Below are 17,569 nucleotides of genomic sequence, written 5' to 3'. Positions count from 1 at the left end.
AGCCGCATGCGCCGGGAGGATCTGCTCAAGGTCGCCTGCGAAGTCATCGCGGCCCAGGGATTCGGGCACACCCGGACGGTCGACATCGCCCAGGCGGCCGGGGTGAGCCAGGCGCTGCTCTTCTACCATTTCGAAACGAAGGAGAGGCTTTTCGCCGCCGCTTTCGGATATGCCGCCGAACGCGACCTCGACAATCTGGAGGCGCTTCTCGAAACGGCCGGGGAGCCGCTGGAGAAGCTGCGGGCGATGCTGAAACTCTATTCGCCGAGCGGTAAATCGAAATCCTGGGCGCTGTGGATCGACGCGTGGTCGGAATCGATGCGCAATCCCGCCCTGGAGGACGTGTCCCGCGCGCTTGACCTGCGGTGGAAGGACGCGCTGCGGGGAATCCTGACGGCCGGGGCGGCCGACGGGGTCTTCCGGTGCCCCGACCCCGAGGGGGCGGCATGGCGGTTGATGTCGCTGATCGACGGGCTGACGGTTCAGGTGACCGTGCACAAACGGATGCTGACCCGGGCCCGCCTGTTCGAATTGGTCCGGACGGCCGCCGCCCACGAACTCGGCCTGGAGCCCGATCAGCTGGCGTAGGCGTCGAGGGCGACACCGTCTTTCAGCGGGTTGATTTCGATTCCGGTGAGTTCCGGGTGGGCGTGGAGAATGTCCCCCACCACGACGAGCGCATGGGCGACGGCGTCGATGTCGGCGGGCGCGGACCCGCGCCAGCCGTCGAGCAGACGCGAAACCCTGGTGGCCGCGATCACCTCTCTCGCCTGCCGGTGGGTCAGCGGGGCGAGGGCGGTGACGCTGTCGGCGATGAGCTCGGCGAGGACGCCGCCCGCGCCGAACGTGACCACCGGACCGGCGTGGGGGTCGCGGTGCGCCCCGACGATCAGCTCGGCGCCTGAGGTGGTGAGCTGCTCCTCGACCCAGAGGGGAAGGCCGAGCCGGTCCCGCATCAGCGCCGCCTCCCGGTGGAGGTCGGCCGGCGAGCCGATGCCGAGGACGACCCCGCCCAGCTCGGTCTTGTGGGCCGGGCCCAAGACCTTGAGGACCACGGGGTAGGCCAGGCCGGGATCGGCCCCCTCGTAGAGACGGCCCTCGGGGAAACCGACGCCGTGGGCCATCAGGGCCTGGCGGAGGGCGATGAATCCCGAAATCTCGCCCTGCGCGATGATCTGCGCGCGGCGGGCGTGGGCACGCGCTCCGGCGGTGGAGGACTGCTCGCGGAGCTGTCCGACGCCGACGGCACCATGTCCGGATATTTCGGTTGATGGCGACGGCGAGCCCGCCTGCCGGGGCCCGTCGCCGAACCGTCGCGGGGTCACGGCGCTCAGCCCCGCCATCAGTGCGTCGACGGTGCCGTGGACGGGGATCCCGGCGGCCCTCAGGAACTCCACGGTCGGGCCCTCGGGGCGCATCGTGTGGATCAGGCAGGGCGTGGTGGTGGTCGTCTCGGTCAGGCGGGCGGCGGCCGCGAGTTCGGCCGGGCCCAGCGACGGGCTGTCGGCGGCGTAGCTGGCGAAGTAGCCGGTCAGGACCACCGCGTCGACCTCGCTCGCGACGAGGTCCACGACCCTGGGATACGTCGACAGGTCCGACTCCCCCGCGCCCGCCAGGTCCACCGGGTTCGACAGGCCCGCCTCCGGCGGCAGGAGCTCGGCGAGCGCCTCGACGGTGGCGGGGGTGAGGGCGGGGACCTCCAGGCCGAGGCGTTCGGCCAGTTCGGCGGCGATGGCGCCCTGGCCGCCGCTGTCGGCGACCACGGCCACCCGCCGGATCGGGGCCGGGACGGCCAGGCAGGCCTGGGCGATGTGGACGGCCTCCTGGGGCGTGCGGGCGCGGATCGCCCCGGCTGCCCGGCAGAGGGCGTCGACGACCGCGTCGGGAGTGGCGAGCGCGCCGGTGTGGGAGGTGACCGCGCGGCGGCCCGCGGCCGAGCCGCCGACGGTCAGCAGGACGACCGGCTTGTCACCGGCCAGCGCGATCAGGTCGCGGCCGAGCGACAGGTCCTCCAGGTAGAGGATGACGGCGCGGGTGTGCGGGGCGGCGACGACCGCCTCGGCCAGTTCCCGCACGCCCAGGTCGGCCGCCGCGCCGACGGAGACGAACCGGGACAGGCCCAGGCCTTCCCGGGCGGCCAGGTAGCCGATCTCCAGGCCGACCGAGCCGCTCTGGGAGACGACGCCGATCGGGCCCGGGGTCAGCGTGCCCCAGGTGAGGGCGAGGGCGGAGGCGGAGTCGTACACACCCATGCTGGTCGGGCCCACGAGACGGGCCCCGGCCGAGCGCACCCGCTCGGCCAGCGCGGGCAGGCCGCCCGGGTAGACGACGCCCGCGGTGATGGCGACGAGGTGCCGGGCGCCGGTGTGCAGGGCGTCGTCGACGACCTGTTCGTAGGTGCCGGGCGGGGTGGCTATCGCGACCAGGTCGGGGGTCTCCGGCAGGTCGCGGAGGGTCCGGTGGGTGGGGTGGCCCAGCACGTCGGCGCCCCGGGCGTTGACCAGGTGGACCGGGCGTCGGGACGCGCCGCTGAGAGCGCCTTTCGCCAGCCAGTAGCCCCATTTGGCCGGGTCGCCGGAGGCCCCGACCACGGCGACCGTGCGGGGGTCGAAGAGCGCGTCGCCCGCCTGGCCGGTCATCGCTGGGCGGCCAGGTTGCGGGCGCTCAGCGCGTGGGCGACCTCCCGGGGGGTCCGGGCCGGGTCGGACATGATCTCCGTGGTCACCCGGCGCATCCAGGAGCGGATCTTGGCGAACGACGCGCCCGCGTCGGCCGGGATGTCGCCGAACAGCGTCCACCACCACCAAGAGTTGGTCGCCGAGTTGGCCACCACGTCGGGGATGACCACGACCCCCCTTCCGGTGAGGACGCGTTCGGCCTCCGGGGTCACCGGGACGTTGGCCGCCTCCACCACCAGCCTCGCCCGCACCCGCCCCGCCTCGGCCGCGCCGATCGCGTAGGAGACGGCGGCGGGGATGAGCACGTCGCAGTCGACCTCGAGCCACTCGTCGCGGGGGCGCTTGTCGCCCGGGACCCGGCCGAAGGGGTCGCGGGCGCGGAGCAGGCTCTCCACGTCCAGGCCGCCGGGGTCGGTGAGGAGGCCGTCGGCGTCGGCGACGCCGACCACGCGGACGCCCGCCCGCGCGAGGAACCGCGCGGTCGCGCCGCCCATCGAGCCGAAGCCCTGGATGACGGCCGTCGGTCTCCGGATGCCCAGGCGGTCGATCGCGGTCAGCGCCGACTCCGCCACGCCGCACCCTCCGGCCAGGTCGCCCAGGCCGATGCCGTCGACGGTCACGGCGAAGGCGGCGTCGAGGCGTTTCAGGGCGGTGTCGGGGTCGTCCAGGAGAGGCAGCACGGCGTCGATCGAGGTGCGCAGCCCGGCGGCGTGGCAGGCCTCCTCGATCGACTCCTGGCGCAGGCCGAGGTCCTCGCCGGTGGCCCAGTAGGTGGCCAGCAGCGGTTTCATGGCGGCGATGTAGCGGTGCAGCATGCCGGTCGCGGCCGGGTCGAGGGGGTCGCAGTCGATGCCGCCCTTCGCGCCGCCCAGCGGCTGGTAGGCCAGGCCCGGCTCGTAGGCGATGGCCTCCTTGCGGGACATGCCCCGGGCCAGGTCGGCCACCTCGTCCAGCGTCACCCCGGCGCGCATGCGCAGCCCGCCGCTGCTGACGCCCCGGCCCAGGCGGTCGATGACCAGGTAGCCGGGGCGGCCGGTGACGTCGTCGGTCCAGACGACCTGGAGGAACGGGGTCATGGCTGCTCCTGGATGACGATCACCGTGGGGATGTCGGCGGCGAACGCCTTCGCGATCTCCTCGGTCAGGTCGGGTGGGTCGGCCATGCCCCGCGCGCCGAAGGCGCGGGCCAGCGCGGCGAAGTCGGGGGTGTGGAGGTCGACGGCCACCGGGCGCATCGGGCGGGCCTCCATCTCGGCTCTGATCTCGCCGTAACCGCCGTTGACGGAGACGACGATGGGGAGATTGAGACCCAGTTCGACGGCGGTGGCCAGTTCCTGGACGCTGAACTGGAGCGCGCCGTCACCGGCCAGGACCACGACGGGGAGGCCGGGGTCGGCCACCTTCGCGCCAATGGCGGCGGGCAGGGCGTAGCCGAGAGTGCCGAAGCCGGTGGGGAAGAGGAAACGGCGCCTGAGGGTGGCGAGCGCGCCGTAGTAGCAGAACATCGAGTTGTCCGCCGCGACCACGGCCTCGCCGGGGAGAGCGGCGGCGATCGCCTTGAGGTCGGTCTGCCAGCGTGCGGAGAGGGCGGCCCGCTCCGCATCGATCCGCTGCACGATGGCGGTCAGCTCGGAGTCGACGGCGTCGGGGGTGGCGGCCAGCTCGGAGTCATCGGCGTAGGCGGCGGAGGCCAGCTCGGGGGCATCGGCGTAGGCGGTGGCGGCCAGCTCGAAATCGACGGCATGAACGGCGACGGCCAGCTCAGAGTCGTCGGCCTGGGGGGTGGCCGGTCTGGCGGAGATGTGGGCCTGGGATGCCGTGATCACGCCGGGGACCGGTTGCCTGGATGCGTGAGGGCTAAGGGCCGGCTCGTCGAGCCTGGTGCTCTCCCCGATGAGGTCGGCCAGGACCCGGAGGGCCTCCTCCGCTCGGGCCACGATCGGGATGGTCGCGGTCGTCGTCTGGCCGGGGTCGACGTCGACGCGGATGAGGGTGCCCTCGTAGGTGAAGTCGGTCCACAGGTCCGAGGGGGCCAGTTCGGTTCCCGCCGCCACGACCACGTCGCACGACTTCAGCCACGTCTGGGTGGAGGTCAGGAAGAGGGCGGGGCCGAGGTTGCGGTGGTGGGTGGGAGGGAGGATGCCGGTGCCGTTGACGGTGGTGACGAGCAGGGCGTTCAGGGTCTCGGCCAGGGCGAGGGCCGCCGCTCCCGCCTTCCGGGCCCCGCCGCCCAGGACGATGCCCACGCGCCTCGCCGCCGTCAGGGCCGCCACCGCTTCGGGAAGGCCGCCGCGGGCCGGGAGGGTGAAGTCGCCGGGGGCGTCGATCAGGTCGGCGGGGATCTCCATGTGCACGGGCCGGGCGCGCCCCGAGGCGAAGAAGGTGAACGCCGCCGCCAGCGCCGAGGGGATCTCGGCCACCGTCGTCACGCGGTGGCTCCACGCGCACACCGCGTCCATCGCGGCCGACTGGTTCTTGGTCTCGTGCAGGTAGCCGGTGCCGCGACGCGGATGCGTCGTGGGCACGCCGGGTGAGATGAGCAGCAGCGGGACCGAGTCGGAGTAGGCCTGCCCCGCCGCGGCGGCGGCGTTCAGGATCCCGGGTCCCGTCGTGGTCAGGACCACCCCGGGACGGCCGGAGATCCTGGCGTACCCGTCGGCGGCGTACCCGGCCCCCTGCTCGTGCCGGGGGGTGATCAGCCGCATCCCGTGGGCGGAGAGGGCCTCGTACAGGCCGAGATTGTGGGTCCCCGGAATGCCGAACACGGTGTCGACCCCGTGGGCGGCCAGGGTGGCCGCGACCGCCGTCGCTCCCGTCATGACCGGGCCAGCGAACGGGAGATGATCAACCGCTGGATGTCCGAGGTGCCCTCTTCCAGCTCCTCCAGTTTGGCGTCGCGCAGCCACTTCTCCACGAGGAACTCCCGCGAGTAGCCCCACCCGCCGAAGGTTTGCATCGCCGCCCACGCGCACCAGACCGCGTTCTCCGACGCCGTCAGCTTGGCGATCGCGGCCTCCTCGGTGATCGGCTCGCCCGCGTCGTGGAGGTCGGCGGCGCGCCGGGTCAGCAGGGCCGACACGTCGGTTTTGGCGGCCATGTCGGCGAGCCGGAACGCCACCGCCTGGTGGCCGATGATGGGCGTGCCGAACTGCTCCCTCTCCTTCGCGTACGCCACCGAGACGTCCAGGGCGGCGCGCGACAGGCCCGTGCAGGCGGCGGCGATCAGCACCCGGGAGGCGTCGAAGGTCCGCATGAGGCCGCGGAACCCCTGGCCCTCCCCGCCGAGCCGGTCGGCGACCGGGACGCGAACCCCGTCGAAGAACAGCTCCGCGCACGCGATGCCGCGCTGCCCCATCTTCGGCATCGGCGGCCCGACGGACAGGCCGGGGGTGTCCCGGTGCACGACGAAGGCCGTCACCCCCTTGGCACGGGTGCCGGGCGCGACCGTGGCGAAGACGACGAACCACTCGGCGAAGGGCGCGTTGGAGATCCACGTCTTCTGCCCGGTCAGCACGTAGTGGTCGCCGTCACGCTCGGCCCGGGTGGTGATGGCCGCCGCGTCGGACCCGACCCCCGGCTCGGTCGTGGCCAGCGCGGTCAGCGGCGGGTCGTCACCGGTCAGCGGCGCGAGCAGCCGCCGCTTCTGCTCGTCGGTGCCGAGTTCCAGGACGGGCGAGGCGTAGAAGCCGCCGGAGGTGATCAGGTTCCCGATGGAGATGTCGCCGTGGCACAGCTCCTCCTGCACCAGGCACTGGGTGACCAGGTCGGCGACCCCGCCCCCGCCGTACTCCTCCGGGATCATGAACGAGGTCAGCCCGGCCTTCGCCGCCTTCACCCAGACGTCACGGGGGAAGACGTGATCGCCCTCGTCGACCTCCCGGGCCCGGGGCCGGATCTCCTCGGCGGCGAACCTGCGGGCCAGCGCGACGACGTCGGCCTGCTCCGGGCTCAGCTCACGGCCGAGACGGGGGACTCTGGGCATGGTCTCTCCTCGGGTACGGGCCGGGCCACGATCCCCATCGCGGCCAGCATGCAGCCGCCCCCGACGAGGACGGTCCAGGTCAGCGGCTCGCCGTAGAGGACGGCGGCGAACGCGGTCGCCCACACGGGCTCGACCGCGATGACGACGGCGGCGGCGGTCGGCGGGACGTGCGCCTGCGCCCACGTCTGGGCGAGGAAGGTCCCCGCCCCGGCGACGGTGGCGAGGTAGACCACCCCGGTCCAGTCGAGGCCGGTCTGCGGCAGCGTGATCCCGCCGGGCGCGGCGGCGACGGTCATGACGACGGCCAGCGTGAGGATCTGCACGACCGACAGCGCGTACGCGTCCTGCGGCCGCGACCACTTCCCCAGCGCGACCAGATGGACGGCGTACAGCGCCGCCGACACCGCGGTCAGCGCGACCGCGCCGGCGGGGGCGCTGACCGACCCGCTGAGCAGGCTGAACGACGCGGTGCCGACGGTGGCCAGCCCGACCGCCGCCCAGGTCGACCGGCTGACCCGCGTCCTCAGCCAGACGAGGGCGATCAGCGGCGTCATCACGAGGTAGGACCCGGTGACGAACCCGGAGACCGACGACGGCAGCTCGGCCAGCCCGATGGTCTGGAGGGTCAGCGCGAGGCCGTAGACGAGCCCCAGGAGCGCGCCGACCGCCCACAACCGGGCGGGGAGACGGAGCAGGGCCCTCGGCCTGATGGCGATCAGGACCACCACGGCGATCCCGAACCGGGCGGCGTAGAGGTCGGCGATCGGCAGCCGCGCGACCAGGTCCTTGGTCAGCGGGAACGTGGATCCCCAGATGGCGGTGACGGCGACCAGCGCCAGCACCCCCAGGTGGTAGTGCTGCTTCGGCCTCCCACCGACGATTCCGGTGGTCATGAGACGGCCCGCAGGATGTCCTTGACGACCTCGCCGCCCTTCATCACGAACGCCACGTCGGCGAACTTCGTGATGTCGAGCTCTCCGGGCACGGCCACCAGGTCGGCGTACCGGCCGGGGGCGACGGAGCCGACCCGGTCGTCCCAGCCCATGCACTCGGCGCTCGTCAGCGTCGCCGCCTTCAGCGCCCCGATCGGGGTGAGGCCGTGGTCGACCATGGTGGCCAGCTGCCGCCCCTGGAGCCCGTGGGGGAACCCTCCGGCGTCCGTGCCGAAGCCGATCTTCACCCCGGCCCGGACGGCCTTCCGGAACCCCTCGCGCTGCGCCTCGGCGGTCTCGTCGTTCTTGCGGAGCTGTTCGGCGTCGTAGCCCTGCGACGGGCCGGTCTCGCGGATCCAGTCGGCCCACCAGATGTCCGCCGACAGGTAGGTCCCGTGGGCGGCCATCAGTTCGGCGGCCTCGTCGTCGAGGAAGCAGGCGTGCTCGATCGACCGCACCCCGGCGCGGACCGCCCGTTTGATGCCCTCGGTCCCGTGGGCGTGCGCGGCGACGTGCCGCCCGTACCAGGAGGCCTCCTCGACGGCGGCGCGCATCTGGGCCTCGCTCAGCTCGGGCGCGCCGGGCACGGTCCCGTTGGCCAGCACCGCGCCGGTGGCGATCAGCTTGATGAGGTCGGCGCCGTGGAAGATGATCTCGCGGACCCGCTCCCGGATGTCGTCGGCCGAGCACGTCTCGCCGAAGCGGAACTCCGCCGGCACCTCGACGTCGTGGGCGAACCCGGTCAGCATCCCGCCGCCGCCCCGGACCGTCACGTAGGCCCCGGCGACCGCCATGCGCGGCCCGAGGACGTGTCCGGCGTCGATGGCGTCGCGCAGCGCGACGTCGACGAAGGCGCGGAAGGTCCCGACGTCCCGCACCGTGGTGAACCCGGCGAGGAGGGTGTCGCGGGCGTTGGGGATCGAGGCGAAGGCCTGCCGGGCGGCGCTGTGCTTGAGCTCCTGCGCGTAGTCGCCGCACGCCGCCACCCCGACCAGATGGGTGTGCAGGTCGATCAGCCCGGGGGCGACGGTCACGTCGCCGAGGTCCAGGAGCTCGCCGTCGAACCCGTCGAAAGGTCCTGCCGAGACGATCCGGTCACCCTCGATGACGATGAGCTGATCGGTCAGCACCCGCTCGCCGACGACGTCGACGAGCCGCGCGCACCGCACCGCTCTGGCCACCGCACCTCCCCTCCTGTTTTACTGAGTCGCTACTCAAACACAGCGGGGTTTACCTTGGCAATAACGGGAGCGGCGATGCAACCGAAGGACCTGGCGGCCGACCGTCTGCTCTCCGAACCGGCCGTCTCCCCCGACGGTTCGCGGGTCGCCGTCATCGAGCGCCGCGTCGTCGCGGGCCGCGAGCGCCACCGCCTCCTCGTCGTCCCGACCGCCGGTGGCCCGCCCAGGGTCCTCACCGCCGACGCCTCCGCGCCGTCGTTCTCCCCTTCCGGTACGTCCATCGCCTACCTGCACAAGAACCAGGTGCACGTACGACCCTCCGCAGGCGGCCCCGCCCGCAGGGTGACGGCGTTCAAACGGGGCGTCGCCGAGTTCGCCTGGCTCGACGAGACCCGCTTCGCGGTGCTGGCCCCCGACGACGAGTCGCCGGTGATGCGCGGCGACGTGGCCAGGGTCGTCCGCCGCCTCGACTGGCGCGAGGAGGGCCACGGCCTGCGCCTCTACCCGACCCATGTCCACGTGGTGGGCGACGGGGTCACCCGCCTGACCTCGGGCGACTGGTGGGCGTCGTGCCTGCGCGTCCACGGGGAGCGGATCGGCTTCATCGCCGACCCCGGCGGCGACGACCGCGACCCGCACCCCCAGGTCCACGAGGTCACGTTGACCGGCGACCTCACCCGGCGCACGGACCTCCCCGGCCCGGTCCTGCGTTTCACCTACACAGAGGAGGGCGACGTCGTCACGGTCGCCCCTCCGGTACGCCGCCCCACCGACTGGGACCCGGAAACCGTCTGGCACGGGACCGAGCCCCTGACGGCCCACCTGGACCGGTTCGCCGGCCAGGCCCCCACCACCGACGAACGCCTGACGGTCATCTGCGACGACGGCCGCGATTACGCCCACGACCTGAGGACCGGCCGCGACCTGACCCCGAGGGAACTCGACCCGGTGGTGCACGCCCTCGCGGAAGGCGGCGGCGTCGTCTGCGCCGTGGCGTCGTTCGGCCCCGCCGCCCGCCCCGACCTCTACCGCCTCAACCCCCTGAAGCGCCTGATGTCCTCCGGCTCGACCTGGCTCGCCGCCCACCCCGCCCCGGTCCACCGGGAGATCGAGGTCGACGGCATCCAGGTCTTCCTCACCGCCCCGCCCGGCACCGACCTGGAGACCGCCCAGGCTCTCCCGACGGTCCTGGCCCTGCACGGCGGCCCCGCATGGGCGTGGCCGGTCGCCCCCGACTCCGACGCGCTGCTCCTGGCGTCGGCCGGCTACCTGGTCGTCCGCCCCAACATCCGGGGTTCCTTCCACCGGGGCCGCGCGTGGGGCGAGGCGCTCGGCGCGGACTGGGGCGGCCCGGACGCCGCCGACTGCCACACCGTCCTCGACCACCTGACGGAGTCGGGCCTGGCCGGAAAGCTGGCCTGCTACGGCAACTCCTACGGAGGCTTCCTGGTCAACTGGCTCATCGGCACCAGCGACCGCTTCGCCGCCGCCATCAGCCAGAACGGCGTGACCAACCAGGTGTCGGGCTTCGCCGCCTGCGACCTCGGAGCCGTCTACGACGTGGACTCTGGCCTGGGCGACACCTGGTCGGAAGAGGGCGTGGACCACCTCTGGAGAATCAGCCCCCTGCGCCACGTGTCGAGAATCGGCACCCCGCTGCTGCTCCTCCAGGGAGAACAGGACCTCCGCTGCCCACCGTCAGACGCGGAACAACTGTTCGTCGCCCTCAGACGCCAGGGCAAGAAGGTCGAGTACGTCCTCTATCCGGACTCGGGCCACTCCCTGACCCACGACGCCCGCCTGGACCGCCGCATCGACCGCTCAGAACGCATGCTCCACTGGCTCGACGACCACCTGGGCTGAGGCGAGTCAGTGGCGACCGGGACACCACGGAACAGGCTCGCCGCAGCAGGACCAGACCGGGATCGGCTCGTCGTCGCTCACGCGAACAACTCCCCGGCGTCGTCGACGAGGACCGCCCGCCTGAGCAGTTTCCTGACGTCGGCGATGTCGTCGCTTTCGGTGATGCGGGCGCGCTGCTCCGCAGTAAGGGGGATCCGCCGCAGTTCGAGGACTTCGAGCACGTCGGCGATGCCCTGTTCGACCATCCCCTTGCCGAAGTGCTCTTTCGCGAACGGGCTGAACACGGGTTTGGTCTCCAAGGCCTTCTCCAATCGGTGTTTGGCCGACTCGACGGCGAAGTGATAAGCGTATTCATAGTAATACGCAGCGTGTTTGACGGGCAGGGCCTCGAATCCCTCCAGGATGTCGTCGACCACCGCCTCGTCGTCGCTGTGGGCCATCAGGGAGAGCGTGGCCAGCTCGGGGTTGTCGACGACCTGCGCGCCCGTCACCAGAGGGATGTCGTCCGGCCCGATGGCCAGCGGGTCGATGTGGAAGGTCTCCAGCTGGGTGGGCATGCGGGTGGCGGCCCAGCGGGCGGTGCGCCTGTCGGGGCAGACGACCACGACGTGGACGGGGCAGTCGAGGTGCAGCCACACCGCGGCCGCGTAGCGCGGGAGTTGCCGGGCCTTGGCCTCCGACGGCTGGAGTTGCATCTCGACGATCAGCGCGGCAGTGGGCTCACGCTCGGGGCCGAGCGTGAGCAGCAGGTCGGGGCGGAGCTCTTTCGAGACGCGGTCGCTCAGTTCGAGCAGATGGGCCCGGACGGGTGGATCGCCGGGCATCTCCAGCAGCTTGGCCTGCCTGACCAGGTCGAGGGCGAGCCGGGGCCGTTCTCGGAAGAGCTGGTTGAGGGAGTCGTGTTGGGTTGTCGGCACGTGTCAGGACGTTACCGACTGATTACCTTCCGCACATGGCATTCGGTAGAACAGTCGCTCGAATCTCAGAGTGCTCGATAGTCGAACCAGGAGAAACGCGCGGAATTCGAACTCGAACGGCCCTCCGAGGTCGCGTACAGGGCGATCATCGTGCCGATGAAGCCGCCCGCCACCGTCGAGCTCAGGATCCGGCCGTCGACCGGCTGCCCGAGGGGCTGCCACTCGCCGGGTGAGAGGGCGTACCGCGCCTGGTAGTCCTGGCCCCAGGCCTCGAAGGCGAGCCAGACCCGCCCGCCGGGGGCGTCGGCGCGGGCCAGGAGGGTGTCGATGCCTTCGGCGCGGCTGACCAGTTCGAGGCCTCTCGCCCCCAGGGACAGGCGGATGTGGAAGGCGTCGTTCTGGATGAGGGCCAGGCCCGCGTGTTCGGCCGACCCGGGTGAGAAGGTCAGTTCGGTGTGGGCGGCGAAGTTCACGTGGGCCTGGGGGCGGGCCACCAGGCTGGGGTTGCCCCATTCGGTCAGCGAGGGCGGGCGCACGTCGAGGGTCAGTCCGTCGCCGACGGTCCAGAACGTCTCGCGCGGAGTCCGGAGGAACTGCCAGACCGGGTCGAGGCGGTCGAAGTGGTCGCACGCCGGGCCGGCCGGCCACCGGTGCGCGGGCAGCGACGGGCCGTCGAAGACCGGCGTCACCTGGGCGTAGACGGGCCACTCGTCCTCCCAGGTCACCCTGGTCAGGAAGGTCTCGCGGCCCAGGTTGTAGCCGTGTTCGCGCCGCACCGTGGACATGTCGGTGAAGGTGGTGCCGCCGTAGGGGCGGGTGGCGAGGAGGACCGACCACCACTCCCCCGACGGCGTCTCCACCAGGTCGGGGTGGCCCGTCGAGGTGATGGGGTGGCCCAGGCCCAGGTGGCGGTGGGTCAGCACCGGGTTGCGGGGGTTGCCCTCGTAGGGGCCGGTGACCGAGCGGGAGCGGGCGACCATGACGGCGTGCTCCTCGGCGGTGCCGCCCTCGGAGGTCAGCAGGTAGTACCACCCGCCGGCCTTGTAGATGTGCGGGCCCTCGGTCCAGATGGCGCGGCGCAGGTGGGGGGTCCAGATGACGTGCTCGTCGCCGACGAGCTTCAGCGACTCCAGGTCGAGCTCGCGGAGCCAGATCTCGGTGTCGCCGTCGTACTCCTTGTTCTCGCGTTCGCGGCTGCCGTGCATCCAGCAGCGGCCGTCGTCGTCGAAGAAGAGCGACGGGTCGAAGCCGCGGGTCTCGGGGAACCACACCGGTTCGCTCCACGGCCCCTCGGGCGAGGTGGCGGTGACCATGAAGTTCCCCGCCGTCTCCATGAGCGTCGTGATCATGTAGAAGACGCCGTCGTGGTGGCGGATGGTGGGGGCGAAGATGCCCGCCGACGGCTTCAGCCCGTCGAGGTCGAGGGAGTGCAGCACGTGGCCGAGCTGCCGCCAGTGCACCAGGTCGCGGCTGTGGAAGATCGGGACCCCGGGAAACCATTCGAACGACGACGTCACGAGGTAGTAGTCGTCGCCCACGCGGCAGATCGAGGGGTCGGGGTGGAAGCCGGAAAGGATCGGGTTGGCAGACACCGGCGGGAGCCTCCGGGAAGAAGGGCGCCGGGCCCCGCACGCTGCGGAAGGCGGGGCCCGGCGCCAGAACCTATTGGACCATGCACTACTTACCGAGCCGTAGCGCTCCCCATCGCGCCGTGGACAGATAGCTCTGTCCGGTCGGGTCGTGCCAGGTCACCGCCGCGGTACGGGCCGTCCCGGTCGCGTCGTTGATCTGCACGTCGAAGCCGAGCACCCGGTCGCGGGCCAGGGTCACCGTGGGCAGTTTGATCGCCGCCTCGACGATGTAGCCGGTCGAGGTGCGGGAGACCGCGCTGGTCAGGTTGTCCCTGATCGCGAACGCGTCGAACGTGCCGCCGATCGACTCGGCTCCGGTGAAGGAGATCCGGTACTGGCCGTCGTCGTCGTCGTAGCCCTTGGTCTTGTTGTTCTCGGGGTCGACGAAGATCTCGACGCTGTCCTCCTCCCACGCGTTCGGCGACTCGTCGCTGAGCACGGGGTCGGTCACCTTGGCCAGGACGTACAGGACGCCCGAGGGCGACCACAGCGCGCGGACCTTGGCGGTGGCGCCGGACGTGCCCTGGATCCAGGTGCCGGTGTCGACCGGAGTGGCCTTGTTCCAGACCGCCTCGGCGACGCCGTCGACCACCGGGGTCTCCTTCGGCGCGGTGAACTCCCTGACCTCGGGGACGAACGTCAGGGTCCCGCTGAAGACCGCGTCGGGGCCGGTGCGGACGTCGTCGGCCGTCAGGTCGAGGGCGGTGGCCGCGCCGGAGGGCAGCAGGGCCTCCGCCTGCCAGCCCGTGGCGGTCTTCCTCGTGTGCGCCTTGAAGCCCTGGGCGGGGGCGCCGCGCGGGATCTTGTACGTCGTGGATCCGAGCTTCACCGACAGGGAGTCGGTCCGGTCGTCGGTCGCATCGGTGACGTCCGCGAGGACGTACACACCCGAAGGGGCCTTGCGCAGTTGGAAGGAGGCCGACAGGTTCCCGGTCCGGGCCACCCGCGTGTCGGGCAGGCGGTCCCACTGCTCGTCCCGCTTGCCGTCGACGGTGACGGTCCCGGCCGGCACGGTCACCGCGAGCCGCGAGGCGGGCAGCTCCGACGGGTCGGCGATGCCCCAGAACGCGGGCTTGGCCTGGAGTTCGTCGTCGAAGGGCAGCGGCGCGTTGACGCGGGTGATCGGGAAGGTCGACAGCCAGGTCTCGTCGTCGGCCACGCCCCAGATCGTCACCGACGTCAGCTTGGCCGCCTGGCGGCGGAAGACGTCGAAGATCTCCTTGTAGCGGTGCCCCTGCTGGGCCAGCACCTCGGCCGGGACGGTCGCGTAGGTCGACACGAAGTCGGTGTAGACCGACACGTCGAGCTCGGTGACCTGCTGCTCCACGCCCAGCGTCGCGAAGCGCTCGATGGAGTCCTCGATGAAGTGGGCGGGCGGGTTCTCGATGTTGACGTGGAGCTGGTGGCCGACGGCGTCGATCGGCACGCCCTCGTCGCGGAGCTGCTTGACGACCTTGTACATCGCCTCCCGCTTGCGCGGGAACTCGGTGTTGTAGTCGTTGAACACCAGCGTCGCGGCGGGGTCGACCTCGCGGGCCACCCGGAACGCGGTGCGGATGTAGTCGAGGCCGGTGATCTCGAACCACGGCGAGCGGCGCAGGCCGTCGGGCTGGTTCTCGTCGATGACCTCGTTGACCACGTCCCAGGTGCCGATGCGGCCCTTGTAGCGGCCCATCACGGCGCGGATGTGGTTCTCGATCCGCTGGAGCAGGACCTCCTTGGTCGCGCCCTCGAAGACCCACGCGGGGGTCTGGCTGTGCCAGACGAGGGTGTGGCCGCGGAACTCCAGCCCGTTGCCGGTCGCGAAGTCGACCAGCGCGTCGCCCTCGTCGAAGGTGAACTGTCCTTCGGCCGGCTCGGTGGCGTCCCACTTGAGGGCGTTGCCGGGGGTGACGCTCCCGTAGTGCTTCTCGATGAGCTTGGCGTGCTCGCCGAGGGTGGCCCCCCGGTGGAAGGCCGCGCCGAGGGTGAAGGGCACGGTGTCCTTGAGCGACGGGATGCCGGTCTGGATGGGCTTGGGCGCGATGTACTCCAGCGCGAAGTCGTCGATCTCGAACGGCAGCGCACCCTCGGCCGACTCGACGTAGACGCTCAGGAAGTCGACGTCGTGGGCCAGCGTGTAGGTCCCGGTCAGGTGGGTCCAGCCGGTGACCGCCACGGGCGCGGCGATGCGCTCGTAGGAAGGGGTGCCGTTCTGCCGCCGCTCGATCGACAGGCCCAGTGACTGCGCCTGGGCGGACCTGACCCAGATCGACACGGTGTACTTCGACCCCTTGGCCAGCTTGCCGAGGACGTTCAGCGAAGGGCCGTCCCAGGAGGCCTGCCGGTTGGCGACGGCGAGCCCGAAGTTCCCGGCGTGCGCCGCCTGGCCGGTGGCGGTCAGCGTCGCGGCGGCGCGGGGGTTCCAGCCCTGGGCGGTCCCGGTCTCGAAGTCGGTGGTCAGGCCCGACTGCGTGGGGTCGCTGTCCGAGGTGATGACGACGTCGTCGACGGTGAAGTCGGCCGTCGCCTCGGAGCTCTCGAAGTAGAGGTTCAGGGTGGAGTCGGCGGAGTAGCTGTAGGAGCCGGACAGTTCGGTGAACTCGCCGGGGGCGGACGTCGCCGCCCCGACGCGCTCCCAGGTGGTCGAGCCACCCGCCGGGGTCCGCTCGACGGTCAGCGCGACCGCTCCGGAGACGCGGGCGGTCACGTTGTAGGTGACGCCCTTCTCGAAGGGCGGGGTGATCTGGGCGCCCATCCAGGTCTGGGTGCGCCCGGTCACGCGCAGCGCGCCGGTGGAGGTGTCGAGGGCGACCCCGTCACCGCGCGGGCCCCAGCCCTGGGCGCCCGAGGCGAAGTCGTAGGTGGCGATGGTGGTGACGTCGGCCCGGGCCGGGACGGCCAGGCATAACAGGACGAGCAGCAAGGCCGTCACGGCTCGGGACATGGGGGGTGTCTCCTGGACTATCGAGCAGGGCGCAGGTTCGCGCTGAGCAGGTCGAGCAGCGGCTGACGCCGGGCGCAGTTGGCGAAGGCGAAGGAGTCGGCCAGGGCCAGCAGCTCCTCGTCGCTCCTGCCGCGGAAGATCTCGGCGTACTCGGGGAGGAGCGCCTGGGCGATCAGGATGTGCCGGATGAGGTCGTCGATCTGGTAGCGGGCGCCCCACGGGTAGGGGTCCCAGGAGGGGAACTCGGCCTCCATGAGCTGGTGCAGCGGCGAGATCTCGGCCGCGCTCTCCTCCATCGTCGAGCCCCACCGGTCGGCGCCGAGGCGGCCCTTCTTGGCGATGAAGTCACCGAAGGTCCCCATGTACGGTTCACCGGCGGTGACGAGCCCCTGCAGGCCCACGTCCTTGTACGTCCAGAGCGACCACCCCGCCGAGTGCGCGTCGAAGATCTCCAGCTGGTCGCGGAGGATCTGGTAGCGCATGTCGTCGACCTCGGGCCGGCCGGTGTAGACGGGGCCGAACTCGCCCACCCAGATCGGCGTGCCGGTCTCGCGCTGGAACACCGTGCGCTTCTCGAAGGTGGCCTCCAGGGTCGAGCGGTCGACCCACTCGCCGCGCGTCTCGCCGGGGTAGGGGCCGCCGTGGGCGAAGCCGGCCAGGGCGTAGTCGTGGCAGACGAAGACCGTGTTCTCGTAGACCTCGCGGAAGATGGAGAAGTCGGTCGAGTAGGTGTTGCCGTCGAGGAACAGCACGTGGCCGGGGTCGACCGCGCGGATCGCCTTGACCAGCCGGTCGTAGAAGGGGCCGACGACCCGGCCGTGCACGTCGCCGGGCTCGTTGATCGGGTTGTAGCCGGCCACCCACGGGTTGTCCTTGTAGCGGTCGGCCATGACCTCCCACAGGTGGACGGCGCGGTCCTGGAACTGGCGGAACTTCCAGAACGCGGCGATGTGGGTGGGGTTGTCGGAGTGCCAGTGCTGGTTCTGCGAGCCGGGGAGGGCGTGCAGGTCGATGACGCTGTAGATGCCGCGTTCGGCCAGCAGGGCGATGACCCGGTCGAGGTGGCGGAAGCCGTGTTCGATGATCTCGAAGGGGCGGTCGTCCGACTCGAAGTGGTGGTAGTTGACCGGGATGCGGACGCAGTTCATGCCCAGGTCACGCAGCAGGTCGGCGTCGGCCGGGCCGAAGAAGGAGGTTAACAGGCGGTCGAAGAAGAGCTCGGAGCGCTCCTCACCCAGCACCTCGCGCACGGCCGACCGCATGGTCGACTCGTTGGCCGAGTAGCCGGTGATGAAGTTCTCCATGTTGAGCCAGCCGCCGAGCCCGACGCCACGAAGGCGCACCGGACGCCCGGACGGGTCGACGAGGTGAGATCCGGACACGCGCAAGTCGGGCATCGATTCCCCTTGAAAGTTTCGGAGTGTTACCGAATATTTCGCAAGCCGCAGCATAGATATCCA

12 protein-coding genes are annotated in these 17,569 nt (G+C 71.6%); 2 read left to right on the top strand and 10 right to left on the bottom strand.

What is annotated here, in order from left to right; genetic code table 11:
* Positions 1-6: 6 nt before the first annotated feature.
* Positions 7-588 carry a TetR/AcrR family transcriptional regulator gene (locus AW270_RS06810; protein ID WP_245674592.1) on the top strand — a complete coding sequence of 194 codons (582 nt, stop codon included), beginning with the start codon at positions 7-9 and terminating at the stop codon, positions 586-588.
* Here AW270_RS06810 and AW270_RS06805 read toward each other — a convergent pair.
* Genes AW270_RS06805 through AW270_RS06780 form a run of 6 tightly spaced genes read right to left on the bottom strand, consistent with a single transcriptional unit; the run spans position 576 to position 8,772 of the window.
* The gene (locus tag AW270_RS06805) at positions 576-2,639 is read right to left on the bottom strand and encodes an acetate--CoA ligase family protein (RefSeq protein WP_061291837.1); all 2,064 of its coding nucleotides are present in this window, start codon (positions 2,637-2,639) and stop codon (positions 576-578) included. The two genes, AW270_RS06810 and AW270_RS06805, sit on opposite strands and share 13 nt — an antisense overlap.
* Positions 2,636-3,754 (bottom strand): Glu/Leu/Phe/Val dehydrogenase dimerization domain-containing protein, encoded by a 1,119-nt coding sequence (locus AW270_RS06800; protein WP_061291835.1) that lies wholly within the window; start codon positions 3,752-3,754, stop codon positions 2,636-2,638. The genes AW270_RS06805 and AW270_RS06800 overlap by 4 nt, the downstream gene beginning before the upstream one ends.
* Positions 3,751-5,496, bottom strand: coding sequence for a thiamine pyrophosphate-binding protein (locus AW270_RS40465; RefSeq protein ID WP_061291833.1), 1,746 nt, complete (start codon positions 5,494-5,496; stop codon positions 3,751-3,753). Before AW270_RS40465 ends, AW270_RS06800 begins: the two co-directional genes overlap by 4 nt.
* The gene (locus tag AW270_RS06790; RefSeq protein WP_061291831.1) at positions 5,493-6,659 is read right to left on the bottom strand and encodes an acyl-CoA dehydrogenase family protein; all 1,167 of its coding nucleotides are present in this window, start codon (positions 6,657-6,659) and stop codon (positions 5,493-5,495) included. The genes AW270_RS40465 and AW270_RS06790 overlap by 4 nt, the downstream gene beginning before the upstream one ends.
* A complete protein-coding gene (locus AW270_RS06785; protein WP_061291829.1) occupies positions 6,626-7,552 on the bottom strand; it encodes a DMT family transporter in 927 nt (308 codons plus the stop codon). Before AW270_RS06785 ends, AW270_RS06790 begins: the two co-directional genes overlap by 34 nt.
* Positions 7,549-8,772, bottom strand: a complete 1,224-nt coding sequence (locus AW270_RS06780) for a metal-dependent hydrolase family protein (RefSeq protein ID WP_082801362.1) — start codon at positions 8,770-8,772, stop codon at positions 7,549-7,551. The genes AW270_RS06785 and AW270_RS06780 overlap by 4 nt, the downstream gene beginning before the upstream one ends.
* 75 nt (positions 8,773-8,847) lie before the next feature.
* On the opposite strand from AW270_RS06780, the gene AW270_RS06775 reads away from it, so the two are divergent.
* A complete protein-coding gene (locus AW270_RS06775) occupies positions 8,848-10,635 on the top strand; it encodes a S9 family peptidase (protein WP_061291825.1) in 1,788 nt (595 codons plus the stop codon).
* A 77-nt stretch (positions 10,636-10,712) separates the two neighbouring features.
* Here the strand turns inward: AW270_RS06775 and AW270_RS06770 are convergent, their stop codons facing one another.
* The 4 genes from AW270_RS06770 to AW270_RS06755 all read right to left on the bottom strand — a co-directional run bounded on the left by AW270_RS06770 (position 10,713) and on the right by AW270_RS06755 (position 17,506).
* Complete coding sequence (locus AW270_RS06770) at positions 10,713-11,552, bottom strand: hypothetical protein (protein WP_061291819.1); 840 nt, start codon at positions 11,550-11,552, stop codon at positions 10,713-10,715.
* A gap of 65 nt (positions 11,553-11,617) precedes the next feature.
* Entirely contained in the window at positions 11,618-13,144 is a 1,527-nt protein-coding gene (locus AW270_RS06765; RefSeq protein ID WP_061291817.1) for a glycoside hydrolase family 43 protein, read from the bottom strand.
* A gap of 85 nt (positions 13,145-13,229) precedes the next feature.
* Complete coding sequence (locus tag AW270_RS06760) at positions 13,230-16,109, bottom strand: endo-1,4-beta-xylanase (RefSeq protein ID WP_061291815.1); 2,880 nt, start codon at positions 16,107-16,109, stop codon at positions 13,230-13,232.
* Between the two features lie 17 nt (positions 16,110-16,126).
* The gene (locus AW270_RS06755; protein WP_061291813.1) at positions 16,127-17,506 is read right to left on the bottom strand and encodes a glycoside hydrolase family 5 protein; all 1,380 of its coding nucleotides are present in this window, start codon (positions 17,504-17,506) and stop codon (positions 16,127-16,129) included.
* Positions 17,507-17,569: the final 63 nt, after the last annotated feature.

It is taken from the genome of Herbidospora cretacea, assembly GCF_001570605.1.
Classification (GTDB): Bacteria; Actinomycetota; Actinomycetes; order Streptosporangiales; family Streptosporangiaceae; genus Herbidospora; species Herbidospora cretacea.
Note: the sequence above shows the minus strand (reverse complement) of the source record. Positions and strands in the feature narration are given on the sequence as shown.